Annotated in this window: 10 protein-coding genes; 3 read left to right on the top strand and 7 right to left on the bottom strand. The window is 43.7% G+C overall.

The features are described 5' to 3' along the window. Window positions 1–30 precede the first annotated feature (30 nt). The 4 genes from IM496_RS01660 to zds all read right to left on the bottom strand — a co-directional run bounded on the left by IM496_RS01660 (window position 31) and on the right by zds (window position 5,180). Window positions 31–1,167: a DUF58 domain-containing protein gene (locus IM496_RS01660; RefSeq protein ID WP_287661042.1), complete on the bottom strand. Its 1,137-nt coding sequence runs from the start codon at window positions 1,165–1,167 to the stop codon at window positions 31–33. Between the two features lie 460 nt (window positions 1,168–1,627). Further along, window positions 1,628–2,647: a long-chain acyl-[acyl-carrier-protein] reductase gene (locus tag IM496_RS01665; protein WP_194017058.1), complete on the bottom strand. Its 1,020-nt coding sequence runs from the start codon at window positions 2,645–2,647 to the stop codon at window positions 1,628–1,630. A 147-nt stretch (window positions 2,648–2,794) separates the two neighbouring features. Next, window positions 2,795–3,490, bottom strand: a complete 696-nt coding sequence (locus IM496_RS01670; protein WP_194017056.1) for an aldehyde oxygenase (deformylating) — start codon at window positions 3,488–3,490, stop codon at window positions 2,795–2,797. Window positions 3,491–3,719: 229 nt separating this feature from the next. Continuing rightward, the gene (gene zds, locus IM496_RS01675) at window positions 3,720–5,180 is read right to left on the bottom strand and encodes a 9,9'-di-cis-zeta-carotene desaturase (protein ID WP_110579121.1); all 1,461 of its coding nucleotides are present in this window, start codon (window positions 5,178–5,180) and stop codon (window positions 3,720–3,722) included. A gap of 137 nt (window positions 5,181–5,317) precedes the next feature. Here zds and IM496_RS01680 point away from each other — a divergent pair, with 137 nt between their 5' ends. Continuing rightward, complete coding sequence (locus tag IM496_RS01680; RefSeq protein WP_287661043.1) at window positions 5,318–7,756, top strand: glycosyltransferase family 39 protein; 2,439 nt, start codon at window positions 5,318–5,320, stop codon at window positions 7,754–7,756. A gap of 691 nt (window positions 7,757–8,447) precedes the next feature. On the opposite strand, the gene leuC is transcribed toward IM496_RS01680, so the two are convergent. The 3 genes from leuC to IM496_RS01695 form a co-directional block, all read right to left on the bottom strand. Further along, the gene (gene leuC / locus IM496_RS01685) at window positions 8,448–9,848 is read right to left on the bottom strand and encodes a 3-isopropylmalate dehydratase large subunit (protein WP_194016825.1); all 1,401 of its coding nucleotides are present in this window, start codon (window positions 9,846–9,848) and stop codon (window positions 8,448–8,450) included. Between the two features lie 277 nt (window positions 9,849–10,125). After that, window positions 10,126–11,124 carry an MraY family glycosyltransferase gene (locus IM496_RS01690; RefSeq protein ID WP_194016823.1) on the bottom strand — a complete coding sequence of 333 codons (999 nt, stop codon included), beginning with the start codon at window positions 11,122–11,124 and terminating at the stop codon, window positions 10,126–10,128. A gap of 157 nt (window positions 11,125–11,281) precedes the next feature. Beyond that, window positions 11,282–13,579, bottom strand: a complete 2,298-nt coding sequence (locus IM496_RS01695) for a RelA/SpoT family protein (protein WP_194016821.1) — start codon at window positions 13,577–13,579, stop codon at window positions 11,282–11,284. 229 nt (window positions 13,580–13,808) lie between these two features. On the opposite strand from IM496_RS01695, the gene patD reads away from it, so the two are divergent. Then, window positions 13,809–14,165: a heterocyst frequency control protein PatD gene (patD, locus tag IM496_RS01700; protein ID WP_194016819.1), complete on the top strand. Its 357-nt coding sequence runs from the start codon at window positions 13,809–13,811 to the stop codon at window positions 14,163–14,165. 412 nt (window positions 14,166–14,577) lie between these two features. Then, complete coding sequence (locus IM496_RS01705; protein WP_287661045.1) at window positions 14,578–16,203, top strand: dipeptide ABC transporter ATP-binding protein; 1,626 nt, start codon at window positions 14,578–14,580, stop codon at window positions 16,201–16,203. Window positions 16,204–16,232: the final 29 nt, after the last annotated feature.

A 16,232-nucleotide genomic window follows, 5' to 3' on the forward strand; every position in this document is an offset into this window, starting at 1 on the left:
TCTCAATCTAGACTGGGAAAAGAAATTTTCTCAACGAGGGGGTTTTTGCAATTGTTGTTGTAGAGAAGTTTCTGGTTCGATCGCCAATCCGCTAAACTGTCGGATTAAGACGGAAGGACTCTCCCTAGAATCGGCAGCTAGGAAAAATAACCAACGGCTGCCGGGGGTGAGTTGTTCAATGGAATTGAAGTTACTTGTCAACCAAATTAGCGGTAAATTAGGCAGATTAGCCTTTTTTTGACTAGCTTTTGCATCTATACTGGCTAAAGTTTCTAAAATGACCCTTTCCCCCTGAATTAAACCCGTTTCACCGGTCCAGAGTTTTACATTTAATTGCCGACGATGGGCATAAAAATAGAGGGAAGCAGCGGCAATAATCGCCCGTTCAAAACTGTCTTCTTGCCAATCACAGAGGGTATCGAGACAGATAATCACTTCCTGTCCCCCCGTTAACACTTCTAATTCCCGAATTTGCAATTCTCCCAAACGGGCGCTAGTTTTCCAGTGAATTAAACGGCTAGAATCACCCTGGCGATATTGTCTCAGGTTACGGGTAAGTCCTTGACTAGCCCTTTGATAATAGCGATTATTTTCTAATTTTTGTTCCATTTCTTGACCGAGGGAATCGATCAGGGGACATTGTTGCAAGGGTAAAACTTGCGGATAAACTAAGGCTTTAGCCGCTGCTTGCTGACAACGACGACACCAAAATAAACCGAGAGGGGCTGCTGTTCTTAATTGTACTTCTTGCCAGTGATAAATACCCCGTTTACTGGTGGGTAAATAATAGGTCCAACGATGGCAACTTTTGGGGGCAATCGTTTCTATTGGGGTTATTTTTGGCTGATCGAGAACTATAGGCAGCAGATCTGTCACTTCTAACAGATTTATCGGCTGATTGCTCGTATTTTCTATCTCTAGGCTAATACTAAGATCGTCTCCTGCACTCACGGGTACAATGGCAAGACGACGCACTTTCAGAGGAAGAAGGGAACGACGGGGTAAAATTATCGATAAAATTAAAACAGCGATCGTCGTGCCACAGATAGCATACAACCATCCCGCCATGGTATTAGTCGCCGCTCCGAAAAAACAGAGGGTAATGCCAATGATTACCCCACCACCGTAAGCGGGTAAAATACCGCGATCTTCTAACCAAGTTTTCATACTAAATCCGTTGAGTATAGGCTACATATCAGGACGGGCAAAAGGCAAGAGGCAAAAGGGGTAATAAATAATCAGTTTTTAATAACCAGATTTAGTATCATAGGGTTTAGTGGTTTTGTCATCTTTGCTAGAAAGCTAAAATTCAGGCCTACATCTCTATAATTCCCCCAAAAGCCCTCTGATCAGCGAAGGGAGTCTTATCCCTTGCCACTATTGTTATTTTTCTTAACAAAACTTAACAATTGATGGCAAAATTTTGCTTGCTTTTGTGGGCAGATTTTGGGATAATATTTTTAAAAGAGTTTATTCATAATTGGAATTTAAGCAGTCAAAGATAAACACAAACATCCCATTATGCAACAATCATAACCCAAGCCGCCGCTAAAGTCAAGCACTTACTCTAATTATTTTTCGCCTGAAACTTCTAATTCCGTGGTCGGTGGGGGGTTGGGGGTATGAATTAAAATAACAAAGGTTGAAACCCGTGTTTGCGGGAAGCTGCACCGATTTGTTCCATTTTAGGGACGGTAATTTGATTGCGTCCCCAGGAAAAATTAGTTTGCCAACCCTCCAACTCCAATAAAATCGCCTCAGCAAAACAGGCAAACATTTGACGAGAGGGAATATCCATATTAACGATTTTCATAATTTTCCAGTCAATATCGAGGGAATGCTCGACAATGCCGCCCTTAATCACCGAAATATCGGGGGCATTTAACACCGTGCCTAAATTTTTCGGATAACCACCATCAATAATAATGCAGGGGCGCTTGAGTTTATCTGGATCAATTTCCACCCCTTTAGGCATACTAGCCACCCAAACAATGATATCAGCCAGGGGTAAAGCCTCCTCTAGGGGGAGAATTTTACCGCGTCCTAACTCCTCTTGGAGAGATTGTAAACGCTCTTGATTGCGTGCCACATAGATTAGTTCTTTTGTATCGGTTTTTTCATTTAACCAACGACAAACGGCGCTGCCGATATCTCCGGTGGCCCCACAAACCACGACGGTAGATTGAGCTAAATCGATGCCCATTTTGTCAGCGAGGGTTTGCACCTGAGTGCAGATGACGTAAGCGGTGTGGGTGTTACCGGTGGTAAAACGGCCAAAATCTAGCTCGATATTGCGCACCTGTCGATTATCTTTGAGATTAAACTCCTCGAAAATAATTGAAGAAAAACCGCCGAGTGCGGTGATATTGATATCACTTTTTTGAGCGAGTGCCATGGCATTTAGCACCTTACGAATAGCAGACTTTACCCAACGATTCGACAACATCTCTGGTAAAAAACAGGATTCGATATATTTTCCTCTGATGGTTTGCCCCGTGATGCTGGTGACATGAAAATCATCGACAATTTGCGGGGGGGCAGCGCACCAAAAATCTAATCCTTGGTTAGCATATTCAGGATAACCTAGATCGTCGGCGACCGATTGGGCGTGTTCTAAACTGGTAAGATGACCTATAAGACCAAACATTGATTGTTCTTTCGTTAGACTAGATGGCACTAGATAAAAATTAGGATATTGCTAAGAAATCGTTAAGACTCTTAAATATAATACACAAAAGAGCCGCTCTGTGTTGAGCGGCAGCAGGGGAAAAAAAGAAATCTCGATGCTCAAGCTTTAGACAGCAGTTAATCCGTAGGCAGACATCCGCATAATATCACGGGTGCTGAAACCAATATTGCTTAACGCTTCCCCGTAGCTAATCATGAAGTCTTCCACGAGGGCCTCTTTTTCCATAGCGAGGACGCGAGCATCATCCTCGACTTGATTGAGCATTTTCCAGACAATGGGTAGATTAGCGCGATTTGCCGCTTCTAATTCCTCTTTAGCGGTTTCAAAGTTCGCTTTTAGCCATTCTTCGCCAAAATTGAGGTGTAAATATTCGTCTTTAACTACGCCTTCAGTAATTTTACGCGCAAAAGGATCAGCAACGGGAATATAAATATTATAGGCAGCGATCGCGAAAGCTTCGATAATCAAAGATTGGATTAATAAACAGGTGACAACTTTACCTTCTGCGTAGGCAATTTGGAAGTTATCGTGCAGAGAGGAAAAGAATTCTCTGGCATAATCCATATCAGGAGTGATTTTCAAATTTTGGCCGCAAGCTTGAAAACCTTTCATGTGACGGTTTTCCATTTTTGCCAGACGGTGTAATTCTTCTTTGTTATCGGTGAGGATGTCTGCTAATTGAATATAATTGCTATTGGCCTCGTATTCGCCTTCAATAACGATGGCATTAATGCGACTATAGGCTGATTTATAGGTTTCGCTGGTGAAATCAAGCTCTAATGGTACAGCAAGCTCTGGCATAAACTCGATTGACTCCTATTTCTGACGAGATTTTTCCGATGTTCTTTCCAGTCTAGGGTAAGCCTTCTAGATGGAGTGATCTTTTTACGAGTCTAGCTCGATCGGTCTTTTTTGTATAGCTTGGCCTGAGGGGCTGACTTGCCAAGTTAACTATAGCGGTTATCTTTTGCGAGTGAAAACAAATCTAGAGGCAATCCCTTCTTAAGGGAGGAGATTGCCTACTGTTTGCTCAAACCGTGGCTAAAGATTTCCGGCGCTCGGCCTGTTGTAGGATGGCCTTGGCTGCCTGTTTACCGGATAAAGTGGCTCCTTCCATGCTATCAATGTAATCCTGTTGGGTATAACTACCGGCAAGGAAAAAGTTAGCAATAGGAGTCGCTTGCGAGGGACGATAGACATCCATCCCCGGTGCTTCCCGATAAAGACTCTGGGCCAATTTCACCACACTAAACCAAGTCATCTTTAACTCCCGCGAGGAGGGAAATAACTTATGGACTTGCGCTAAAACGTGCTGGGCAATATCTTCATTTTTAGCTTTAATAAAAGGATCCCCAGGGGTTAAAACTAACTGTAATAAAGAACCTTCTCCGGGGCGATAATAATCCCTAGGACTGGTGAGAGCAAGATCTGCAAAACAGGAAAAATCCGCTTGGTGGGTGTACAAAAGATTGTCAATTCCCACCGCTTTTTGCAGTTGTCGCCGTTTTTCGGCATCATTTAACTCCGTCACCCAACCGTCAAAACGCAATTGTACCGTAGCGACGGGGACGGCTTCTAGTCGGAAAATATTGTCAAAAATCGGCATTTTTCGCCAATCTTGGGGAATAAGACGCTGAATACCGGGGACATCACCAGCGCAAACGTAGGCATCTGCGGTGATAGTTTCTGTGGTTTCTCCGTTAGCGACGATCAGGCCATTAACTTGCAGATTTTCGCCCTCTCCAGAATAGAGAATTTCCCGCACCTGACGACGGGTAGAGATTTTGGCACCCCGGGCCTCTAGATAGTTAATAATCGGTTTATGCAGGTATTCGTGGGGGGAACCTTCCAACATCCGCAGGACGGAAGCTTCGGTTTTAGCGGCAAAAAATTGGAAAATCGTCAGCATACAACGGGCCGAGATATTTTCCGTATCGATAAATCCTAAGGCATAGGCGATCGGATTCCACATTTTTTTTAAACTGCCGTCATTACCGCCATGGCTACGAAACCAATCGGCAAAACTAATCGAGTCCAGATCCCGAATCGTTTTCATCGCTCCTTGGAAGTCTATCAGACCGCGGACGATGGGACTGGTACCTAAGGCCAGAGAATTAAAGATTTTATCGGCTGCCGAGAGTTGGGAGGAGGTAAAAAAGGCTTTTAAACCGTTAAAAGGCGCACCTGCGGCGAAACGGAAGTCTAATTCGCCGATTTTTCCCCCTTCGTTGATAAAAGTGTGGGTGTGTTCTTTGAGCAGTAGGGATTGAAAAGCGCCCACTTTTTTCATTAACTCAAAAAGATTATAGTAACAGCCAAAAAAGACGTGCAAGCCCATCTCGATGTGATTACCGTCCGCATCTACCCAACTACCGACTTTTCCACCGACAAAGGGACGAGATTCTAAGATTTCTACTGTACAGCCCGCATCGACCAGATCGATAGCTGTTGCCATTCCCGCTAACCCTGCACCAACGATCACCACTCGCATTTGTCAAGTTCCTGTTACAATTTTTCACTAAATCTTTATTTTACCCCGATCGGTCTGGTGTTTCTTGCTGGCGATTTTTTCAGGGGCGCTTGAGCGCGTGGCAAAATAATTGAGAGTTGCACTGGGGAGAAGTCATTTTGAAGCGACCGCTAGATGGGAGACAGGGATTAATTATTGTCAGTATTATATGGATATTGGGGATATTAGTCGATAGATTCTGGTTTAGTCTCGATCATACCATTCCTGCTTGGGATCAGGCCGATTATCTCAACGGTGGGATTATCTATACCCAAGCTTTCCAAAATCCTCGCTGGTTTGACGGGGATTGGTGGCGCAGTTTATGGCTAATGTCGCCGAAAATTCCCCCTTTAACCTATCTTTTAACGATTCCCTTCTTTAATCTCTTTGGTATTAGCCTTGATGCGGGTATGTGGGTAATGGCTATCTATAGCGCCCTACTGCTCTTTTCTGTGTACGGATTGGGAATTATCCTCTTTAATGGGACTGTGGCTTTATGGGCGGTCTTAATCTGTCAATTTCTACCCGGTTTATACTATTATCGCCTCGAATATCTCTTAGATTTTCCCTTAGCGGCAATTGTAACGTTTTCTTACTTATGCTTGACATGGTGGCGATTTAGTGGACAAGGCTGGCCAAAAGCGATCGCTTTCGGTATTTCTTTCGGTTTAGGGATGTTAGTCAAACAAACCACCCTATTTTTCCTCTTTTTACCGATTTTGTGGGTATTGGGCGAAAATCTCCGGCGAAAACGTTGGGGCAATCTAGCGCAATTAATGCTGAGTTTTTTGACGGCAGCATTGTTAATGTTTCCCTGGTATCGGACGAATTGGTTATTAATGTTAACCGCGGGCAAACGTGCCACGGTAGATTCGGCGATTTTGGAGGGAGATCCGCCTCTTACCAGTCCTGATGCCTGGACATTTTACGCCCAAGTTTTACCCTATTTTCTTTCTTGGGTATTGTTATTAGTTCCCCTGGTGGGATTATTAATCTCCTTACGTCATAGAAAAACCGAAGATAAGGTTAATCGTCCTGTGTGGATTTGGTTAGGAGTTTTTCTGCTGGGGGGATACCTATTATCATCCCTAAATATCAATAAAGATGCTCGTTATATTTTGCCGCTTTTACCGACTTTATCCTTAATTTTATCCGTTGGTTTATTATCTTGGCGTGGTCGTTTTGCCCCTGGTATCCGTTGGGGAACGATAACTATTGCCGCTATCCTCACCAGCTTAAATTTATTCCCCTTGGGGGGAGAGCTAATTACTAACGTTTTCAGTCCCGAATTACAACACCATCCCTATTTAAAAACCGGCTGGCAGCACGAAGAAGTAGTTAAAGAGATTCTAGCCGATTCTCCCTATCTTCGCAGCACCCTAGGGGTTTTACCTTCCACCCCCGAATTAAATCAACATACTCTCTCTTTCTACGGTGGTAAACATAATTCCCAGGTTGCCGGCAGACAGGTGGGAGTTCGGGAAGAAGATATCGAAAAGGATGTCAATTCTTTAGATTGGTTTTTAACTAAAACTGGTGAACAGGGTTCCGTCCCCGATGTCCAGAAAAAAATTGTTAATCGAGTCGCCACCGGTCCAGATTTCCAAGTGGAGAAAACTTGGCAGCTACCGGATGATAGTACCCTATCCCTACACCGTAAAATAGACCCCTCCGTCACGGTTAAACCCCTTGAAACTGCGCCAAAACGGGTGGAATTAAGAGAGATTGCTATTGCCGAAAAAGCTTCTCCTAATCAACCCATTCCCGTGGTTTATAAATGGGCTGGAGACTGGCAACAATTAAAGTCAGGAATAGTAATTTTAACTTGGCAAGAAGTGGACGGTAAGGATTATTGGATGCACGATCACGGTATTGCTATGGGGGGATTAATGGCAAAAAAATTAACTCCAGAAGAGCAACAAAAGGGTTTTGAAGTCACTGAAAAAACTGCCATGCAGTCGGCAGCAACCCCCGGAGTTTATCGCTTATCTGCTGTCTATCTCAATCGGGAAACTGGCGAAACCTATCCGATTAAAACTAACGCTGAAATTACCATCGATCCTCAAGTTGCCAAGTTAGCAACCCCCCAATTAGATTTAGTGACCCAATTGCGCTTAAAGTCTGCTAATATTGGTCAAGGATTAACGGGGATTGAGCCAATTTTTGAGTTAACTAATCGTATCAATCAATACGATTCGATTCAGGATTATGTGCTGCAAGCAGACAAGGCTTTTTCCTATCGTTTACAGCAACAAAACCCCCCCGATAAATTATCTTTAGCCTACGGATTAGCAATTTCTAAGGTACTACAACAGGATGTGGCAGGGGCAATAAAAGCCACCGAGGAAATGATTAAAATTGACCCCCATAATCCCTATCATTATGCTTATCAAGGTTTTATTTATCTCTACGATTGGCAACCGCAAGCAGCCCAAAAAGTCTTAGATAAAGCTAGACAATTAAATCCCGATAGTGAGGAAATTAAGACTTTAAATGCAGTGGCTGCCCTGATGGGGGGAAATCTCGTTAAAGCTTGGCAATTATGGCAGTCAAATTAAAATAGAGTGGGAAGTGGGGTGTGGGGTGTGGGGTGTAGGGTGTGGGGTGTGGGGTGTGGGGTGTAGGGTGTGGGGTGTGGGAAGTGGGAGGTGGGGGAGTGGGGTGTGGGGAGTTTTCTCAGTGAACTGATAACTGATAACTGATAACTGATAACTGATAACTGATAACTGACTTCTAACCCAATGTTGGACAAAGATAAGTAAAAATTATTTATTGACTGCAAAAACTTAAGAATATTTAAATTAACATTCCGCAATATTTATAAATTCTTAAGAATTAATTGAGAAAGATTTTTATTTAACAACGATGTTATGATAGTTACAGCGATTTGATAGAATTTCATAATGGGTTATTCTGTGCTTTTTTGGGCAGCAATGGTTGAAACCCTTACCACACCTAGAAGGTGATCCTAATTAAAACGGGTAAATTAGTCAATTTCACCCACAACGATCATCTTTTTTTTGTGTAGTTTTATTGCAAAAAAAAAGTTTTTTTGACAAAAAGCACAAAGTATGATAGGAACCTAATGTATTTCTGGTTGCGAGTAATTATTGTAGAGAAGGGAGAGGGAAGTGGAGAAGTGGGGAAGCTGTCTCATCACCCTATCACCCCAAAACCCTATCACCCCAAAACCCTATCACCCTATCTCCTGCCTCCTGAATACCGACTCCTATCTCACCATTGAGATAACTACTGTAACAACTCCCTGGGATCGGTGACTTCCCCTTTAATCGCTGCCGCTACAACCATCGCCGGACTCATCAACAAAGTACGCCCGGAAGCGGAACCTTGACGACCTTTAAAATTACGATTGGAGGAGGAGGCGCTGATCTGATCTCCCTGCAATTTATCAGGATTCATGGCTAAACACATGGAACAGCCAGCCTCGCGCCATTCAAAGCCCGATGCTAGGAAAATTTGGTCTAATCCTTCCGCTTCCGCCTGTTTTTTGACTCTTTCGGAACCGGGGACGATAAAAGCTTTCACATGGGGGGCCACACGATGACCTTGGGCAAATTTGGCCGCTTCGCGCAGATCACTGATCCGGCCGTTAGTACAGCTACCGACGAAGCAGACATCGATTTTTGTGCCTTTAATCGGGGTGCCGGGGGTGAGTTTCATGTATTGATAGGCTTCCTCTGCGATCGCTCTTTCACTTTCTGGTAAACTTTCGGGAGTGGGAATGACTTCGTTAACCCCGATTCCTTGTCCCGGGGTGATACCCCAAGTAACGGTGGGTTCGATTTCGCCGGCATCGAAGACCACCACATCGTCATAAACCGCATCGGCATCGCTTTTAATGCTTTCCCACCAATTAACCGCACTTTCCCAGTCTTTGGGTGCAAAATCACGACCTTTGAGGTAATCGTAGGTGATTTGATCGGGGTTGATATAACCACATCGGGCTCCACCTTCGATCGCCATGTTACAAATCGTCATCCTTTCTTCCATGGACATCCGTTCAATTGTACTACCAGCATACTCGTAGGCATAACCAACACCGCCTTTAACGCCCAATTGACGGATAATATGGAGAATTACATCTTTAGCATAGACCCCGGGGTTTAAATCGCCGTTTACCTCCACTCGACGCACTTTTAATTTCGATAGGGATAGGGTTTGGGTAGCAAGAACATCGCGTACTTGGGAAGTGCCGATGCCAAAAGCGATCGCCCCAAAAGCGCCGTGGGTGGAGGTGTGGGAGTCACCGCAGGCGATCGTCATACCGGGTTGGGTTAGTCCCTGTTCGGGAGCGATCACATGAACTATGCCCTGATTGCCGGAACCTATGCCGTAGAAAGGAATATGATTGGTTTGAACATTAGTTTCGATCGCTCGGATCATTTCCTCGGCCAAATCGTCAAGGAAAGGACGTGCTTGATTTTCGGTGGGGACGATGTGATCGACGGTAGCAATAGTCCGTCTGGGAAATAATACTTTTAAACCCCTTTCTCTTAGCATCGAAAAAGCTTGCGGACTGGTGACTTCATGCACTAGATGCAGTCCGATAAATAATTGTGTCTGTCCACTGGGAAGAATCTTAACCGTGTGTGCGTCCCAGACTTTATCGAATAATGTTCTTGCGCTCATTGACTTTGGAATGATAGTCATCTCCCTGATCATATCAGCTAACCCCGGCCGATAAATATTAATTTTTTCTTTTCTCTTGGTTAGGAGGGATAATAGGTAAATAGCTCTGTTTTTGCTAGATTAAAACCATCAGTTCTTGAGTGAAAGAAACGACTTTCTTCAATAACTATTTGAGTAATTACTGATGCTCTTTACCCCCTGATCCCTATAATTTTTAATAGGATTTAGTCTAACATTCTCTAGGTTTGAATAACCCCTCAGTCCATAGCAAAAAAAATTATTCTTTTCTTGTCACTGATAAATTATGCTCGCTAACTCTCTTGTTCAGATAAATTTCTCCGAGAACAATTAATCCTAGAATCAGAGGTAAACTCAGCCATGCTACTAGGTTTCCTAAGGAGTTAATACTAATAGCAATCAGGAGAGTTACCCCCATATAAATAATCGCTACTTGTGAATGAGACAAGCCAGATTTTTGTAATCTTTGATAAAGGTGACTGCGGTGGGCTTGGAAGATATTTTCCTTTCTAAATAATCGACAAATAAGGGTATAAATAGCATCACCAATCAGAGGAAAAGTGATAGTTAAAGCTGACCAAGCTTGACTTTGATTGCCATGGTTATTAAGTAAAACCATAGCGACAATTGACCCCAGACTGGTGCTACCCACATCGCCCATAAAAATTTTCGCTGGCGACCAATTCCAGAGGAGAAAACCGCCTAAAGCTGCCACCAAAAGCCATAAAATTGGTTGCTGAAAATAGAGAGCGAGAAATCCTAATTGTACCGCAGTACAGCCAGCCACCAAACCATCAAGACCATCCATAAAATTATAAAAATTAATGATCGCGGTCAGGCCGATAATTGTGAGAATAATAGCCAAAATTTTGCCGCCAAAACCCAAATCTAATAGCCACGATTGGGGAAAAGCGCCGAAAAAAGTGACCGCAACACTAGCGGAGGATAACTGCACTAAATAGCGAATACTAGAGGGAATACCGCGACGATCATCGAGAAGGCCGATAATAATTAAAGGAGTCAGGGATAACCACAGGGGAATAAGAGGTAGGGAAGGGGGAAGGAGAAAATAACTGAGGCAGCCAGTCAGAGCAAAAGCAACGACAAAACTGAGTCCACCTCCTCTAGGTGTGGGTTGACTATGGCTGCTACGCTCATTGGGAATATCTAACAATTGTTGACTAAAACGTTGTTTAATCAGGGCAACCACCAGAAAACTGATCAGAAAACTGATGACTGAGAGTAGGGATAATAACATAGGGATTTTTGCGCTCAGATTAATTATCGATCCTACGTTGTTCGGTGACAAAAAGTGCAGATATTGCCCTCGTGGTTTTAGTCAGTGTCAGCATCGCACTTCAAAAGCTAAGGCGCTCCGGGGTTTGGGGAATATGATCAGCAATTTTAGGTTTAACCTACTCTCGATCGCTTTTTACCTGACTGATGCGACGAACGTTTAAAATATCGCTCATCAGCTTAATTTGAGTAACACAGCGTTCAAATTGTTGCAGGTCTTTTACTTCAATTTTCAGGGAAATTAAAGCGGGTTTGCCGAAATTAGTCTTAACTCCGGCATTGCGAACGTTAATATTTTGGTCACTTAAACGAGAGAGAATATCTTTTAAAACCCCGACGCGATCAATCACTTCAATCTGAATATTTACCGGATAAGTTGGATAACGTCCCTGGTCATCTATAGGATTCCAACTAACAGGAATTAAGCGTTCAGCTTCGGCTTTTTCCACATTCGAGCAGCCCTGACGGTGAATAACAATACCTTCCCCCGCATGGGCAACTATACCAGTAATATTTTCTCCGGGTAAAGGACAACAACAACCAGCCAAACGATAGACTAATCCCTCCACACCGGCGATCGGTGATTTACTGACGGGTAAAGCCCTTTGAACGGGAGAAGGTGGTAGAATCAATTGGGAATCAGTTAGGACATCGGGCGGATTTTTGACCGTTAAAATTTCCTGTTGATTTTTAACTGTTTCTTGCAGACGATTAACCACATTTTTTAGGGTAACTTCGCCGTAACCCAAAGCCGCCAATAAATCATCTACTGCCACATAATTGCACTGTTTAGCCACCGATTGCATTCGTTCTGATTTCAGCAGGGCATCGAAGCCAGTTTTACCTAATTCTTTCTCTAATAAATCACGACCTCGGCTAATATTTTCTTCTCGGCGCGATTTTTTGTACCATTGCCGGATGCGATTTCTGGCGCTAGGAGTAACGACAAAATTTAACCAATCTAAACTAGGGTGACTATTTTTGCTGGTGAGAATTTCCACCAGATCACCATTTTGCAAGGGAGCATCAAGAACTGACCATTTACCATTAATCCTTGCCCCTTTCATCTGATTACCTACTTCGCTATGAATATGATAGGCAAAATCTACCGGTGTCGCGCCTTGGGCTAGGGCCACCACATCACCTTTGGGGGTGAAAACATAGATATCTTCTTCAAAGAAATTATTTTTTAGGCCATCCATGTATTCTTGGCCATCTTTAAGGTCTTTTTGCCAGTCGAGCAGATTACGCAGCCAAGCAAATTTTTCATCCGCAGCGGTTAAAGTTGTCTGACTAGAACCGGTTTCTTTATACTTCCAATGGGCTGCAATACCGTATTCAGCAACATGGTGCATTTCTAGGGTGCGAATCTGCACTTCTAGGGGGCGGGCATTTAAACCAACAACGGTGGTATGGAGGGATTGATAACGGTTAGCTTTTGGTAAACCGATATAGTCTTTAAAACGGTTGGGAATCGGGGTAAATTGGTCGTGAACTACGGCTAAACAACGATAACATTCCTCTTTAGTTTCAACGATAATGCGGACGGCGGCGATATCATAAATCTGCTCGAATTCTTTGCCCTGATTGTGCATTTTATGATAGATGCCGTAGAGATGTTTGGGGCGACCCTGTAAATCAAGAACTTTTATGCCAATTTCTTGCAATTTTTCCCGCAATGTGTTAGTGACGGTTTCGATGCGGGCCTCTCGATCGATACGTTTTTCCGATACCAATAACTGTACTGTGCGATAAGCATCGGGTTCGAGGTATTTAAAGCATAAATCCTCTAATTCCCATTTAAATCGCCCAATCCCTAAACGGTTAGCCAGAGGAGCAAAAATTTCTCTAGTTTCGAGGGCGATGCGTTGCTGCTGTTGCGGGTTAAGGTGTTCGAGGGTTTGCATATTGTGCAGGCGATCAGCTAATTTGACCACGATGACGCGGATATCTTGAGCCATCGCCAGGAACATTCGGCGAAAATTCTCCGCTTGCCGTTCAGTTTTGCTAGAAAAGTTGAATTTGGAGAGTTTTGTCACCGCTTCCACCAAATTACGCACCTCGACACCGAATCTATCCTCGATTTCCTCGGGGGTGACTTCCGTATCTTCCACCACATCGTGAAGGAATCCCGCCGCGATCATTGCCCCATCACCCCCCAGATCTCGCAGTAATCCCGCCACGGCTATGGGATGGGCGATATAGGGTTCCCCGGATTTGCGATACTGCCCCTCGTGGAGTTTGTGAGCGAAATTAAAGGCCCGACAGATTAAACCGCTATCGGGATTCTGGGGGTCGTTTTCGTGGGTAATTAGGCATTCTTGCAGCCAATCGGGTAAAACTAACGCTTTTTTCGGTTCCGTGGCCCGGGGAAGGGCGGTGAGGGTTTCCGGTTGGGTGGCAGTGATGGCGTTCATGGTTAGATGGGGGAGATGGATAATAGGGGTGGTGGAGACGGATAACTAGAAAATTATTAGGCCGAAGGGATGCCAGATTGCTTAACTCTCTAACACTGGAATCGGATCGATCGGCGAAAAGGGCGGGATTCTTTTAAGTTTTTGTCTCTGGTTGGGAGGAGAGAGGACTTGCAACCGTGACGGCAAATCGTTAATCTTATGTAACAAATTCTAACGCGCTTTGTATTGGATGCTACCGACAAATTACCATCAAGCCTACAAATCTTTGTTAAGAAAACTGGAGGATTTCAGTCTTGCCCTTCTGGATGGGGATGCTTCCACGGGGTTACAATCTTTTCAAGCTTTACAAACCTGTCTAGAAGGGGAGATATTGTCACTAAATGATGACAATTTCAGCCCAGAGGTGGCTAATCGTTGGCGCACGGTCCAGACGGAACTATATCGATCGTGGCGATTGCTGGAGACGGACTGGTTATTTTTGGCCTCAGCGCGGCAAGGACGGGAGAAGCGTTTACGGATAATTAGCGAGCGAGTGGAGACTTTAAAGGGGTATTGTCGGGTTTTGTTAGGGGCAGTTGTCGATTAGTGATTAAATGCTCGATCGCCCTTTGTGTGGCATACTTGACCCTAAGTAGGTAGGCGTTAAAAATTATCAGATGCCCCCCCTTATCAAGCTATCCCTTATAGGGATCTTTCTTAACAATTTTTGCAGTAAGCACTCCAACCCTTATCCTGACTTGATTTCAGTTTTTTCTTTGTCAGTAAGGGTGTCAACAAGGAATATTAAAAATTGTTAACCGAGTCTTGAAAGCCTTGTGCTACAAAGGTTTGAAATGTTAAGAAAGATGTGACTAAAGGACAGCCTTATCAAGGGGGGCAGGGGGATCGGCACCCCCCTTATCAAGGGGGGACTAAGGGGGGATCAGACGCAAAATCTATCTTCGATTTAATTATAACTACTTACTTAAGTCCTAACTTTTATCGTTACTGATCGCGTTATGTTGGAAATCAAAGACCTAAAAATTGCCTACCCGACCGAATTAAGTTCTCCCTCTTGGGCGATCGATGGGGTATCTTTGAGTATAGGCAAAGGGGAAACTCTGGGATTAGTAGGTGAATCCGGTTGTGGAAAATCGACCATCGGTAAGGCTATTTTAAGGTTATTACCTAATCGCACTCACGTGGAAGGTGAGATTACCTTTGAAGGGCGATCGCTTTTATCTTTATCCAGCAAACAGTTAGAAAAGTTTCGTGGGGAAGCGGTGGGATTAGTGTTTCAAGATCCGATGACGCGACTGGATCCGCTGATGACTATTGGCGATCATTGTGTGGAAACTTTGCAAGCTCATCGAGGAAATTTAACCTATCGTCAAGCTAAAAATCAAGCTTGTACTGTCCTAGAAAAAGTGAAAATTCCCGCTAATCGTTGGTCCCAATATCCTCACGAATTTAGCGGGGGAATGCGGCAAAGAGTGGCCATTGCTTTAGCTTTATTATTAAACCCTAAATTAATTATTGCCGATGAACCTACCACCAGTTTAGATGTGACGGTTTCGGCGGAAATTCTACGGGAATTAAAGCGTTTATGTAGCGAGGAAGAGATGGGATTATTGTTAATTTCCCATGATTTAGCGATGGTGGGAGAATATTGCGATCAATTAGCGGTGATGAAGGGGGGCAAAATTGTCGAATCGGGAGCGGTAAAAACAGTTTTTAATACACCTCAACATCCCTACACTCGCTCTCTTTTGTCCGCCGCTTTACACCTACAGCTGCGGGAGGAAAAATTAACAGCAATTCCAGGCAAAGAAACGGTGTTAAAGGTGGATAATTTAAAACAGTATTATACCCTAGAAGGTAACTTTTTAGATAGTTTTTTCAAAAAAGAAAAGAAATTTATTAAAGCGGTGGATGAAGTGAATTTTGAACTGTATCGAGGGGAAATCTTCGGTTTAGTTGGGGAGTCGGGGTGTGGGAAAAGTACCCTATCGCGAACCCTATTACAGTTAATTAAACCCACCGGGGGAAAAGTGGAATTTTTAGGAGAAGATTTAACCCCTTTGTCGGGGGAAAAAATGCGTCCAAAACGGCGCTTAATGCAGATGATTTTTCAGGATCCCCTCGCTTGTCTCAATCCTCTAATGACGGTGGGGGAAAGTATCGCTGATCCGCTTTTGATCCATCAAAAAGTTAGTCTAGAAACGGCAAAAAAACAGGTTTTAGAAATGTTAGATCGAGTCGGTTTGACACCGGTAGAGGAATTTTATCGACGCTATCCTAGGGAGTTATCGGGGGGACAACAGCAAAGGGTAGCCATTGCTCGCGCTTTAATTACTCGTCCGGAATTAGTTATTTGTGATGAACCAGTTAGTATGCTCGATGCTAGTGTACAGACACAGGTTTTAGAGTTAATGTTAGAGTTACAAAAGTTATTTAATCTCACTTATTTATTTATAACTCATGATCTTTGGTTAGCCAGATTCCTCTGCGATCGAATTGCGGTGATGACTGCGGGTAAAATTGTTGAAATGGGTGACACTGAACAAATTTTTAGCCATCCCCAACACCCCTACACCCAAAAATTAATCGCCGCCGCCCCGAGAATTTATCCTGACAGCAACTAAAATCGCTCTAGGGGCTTATAATTGTTATT

Origin of the sequence: Microcystis sp. M049S2, from assembly GCF_020245625.1 — a bacterium.
In the GTDB taxonomy this organism is placed as follows: Bacteria; Cyanobacteriota; Cyanobacteriia; order Cyanobacteriales; family Microcystaceae; genus Microcystis; species Microcystis ichthyoblabe_A.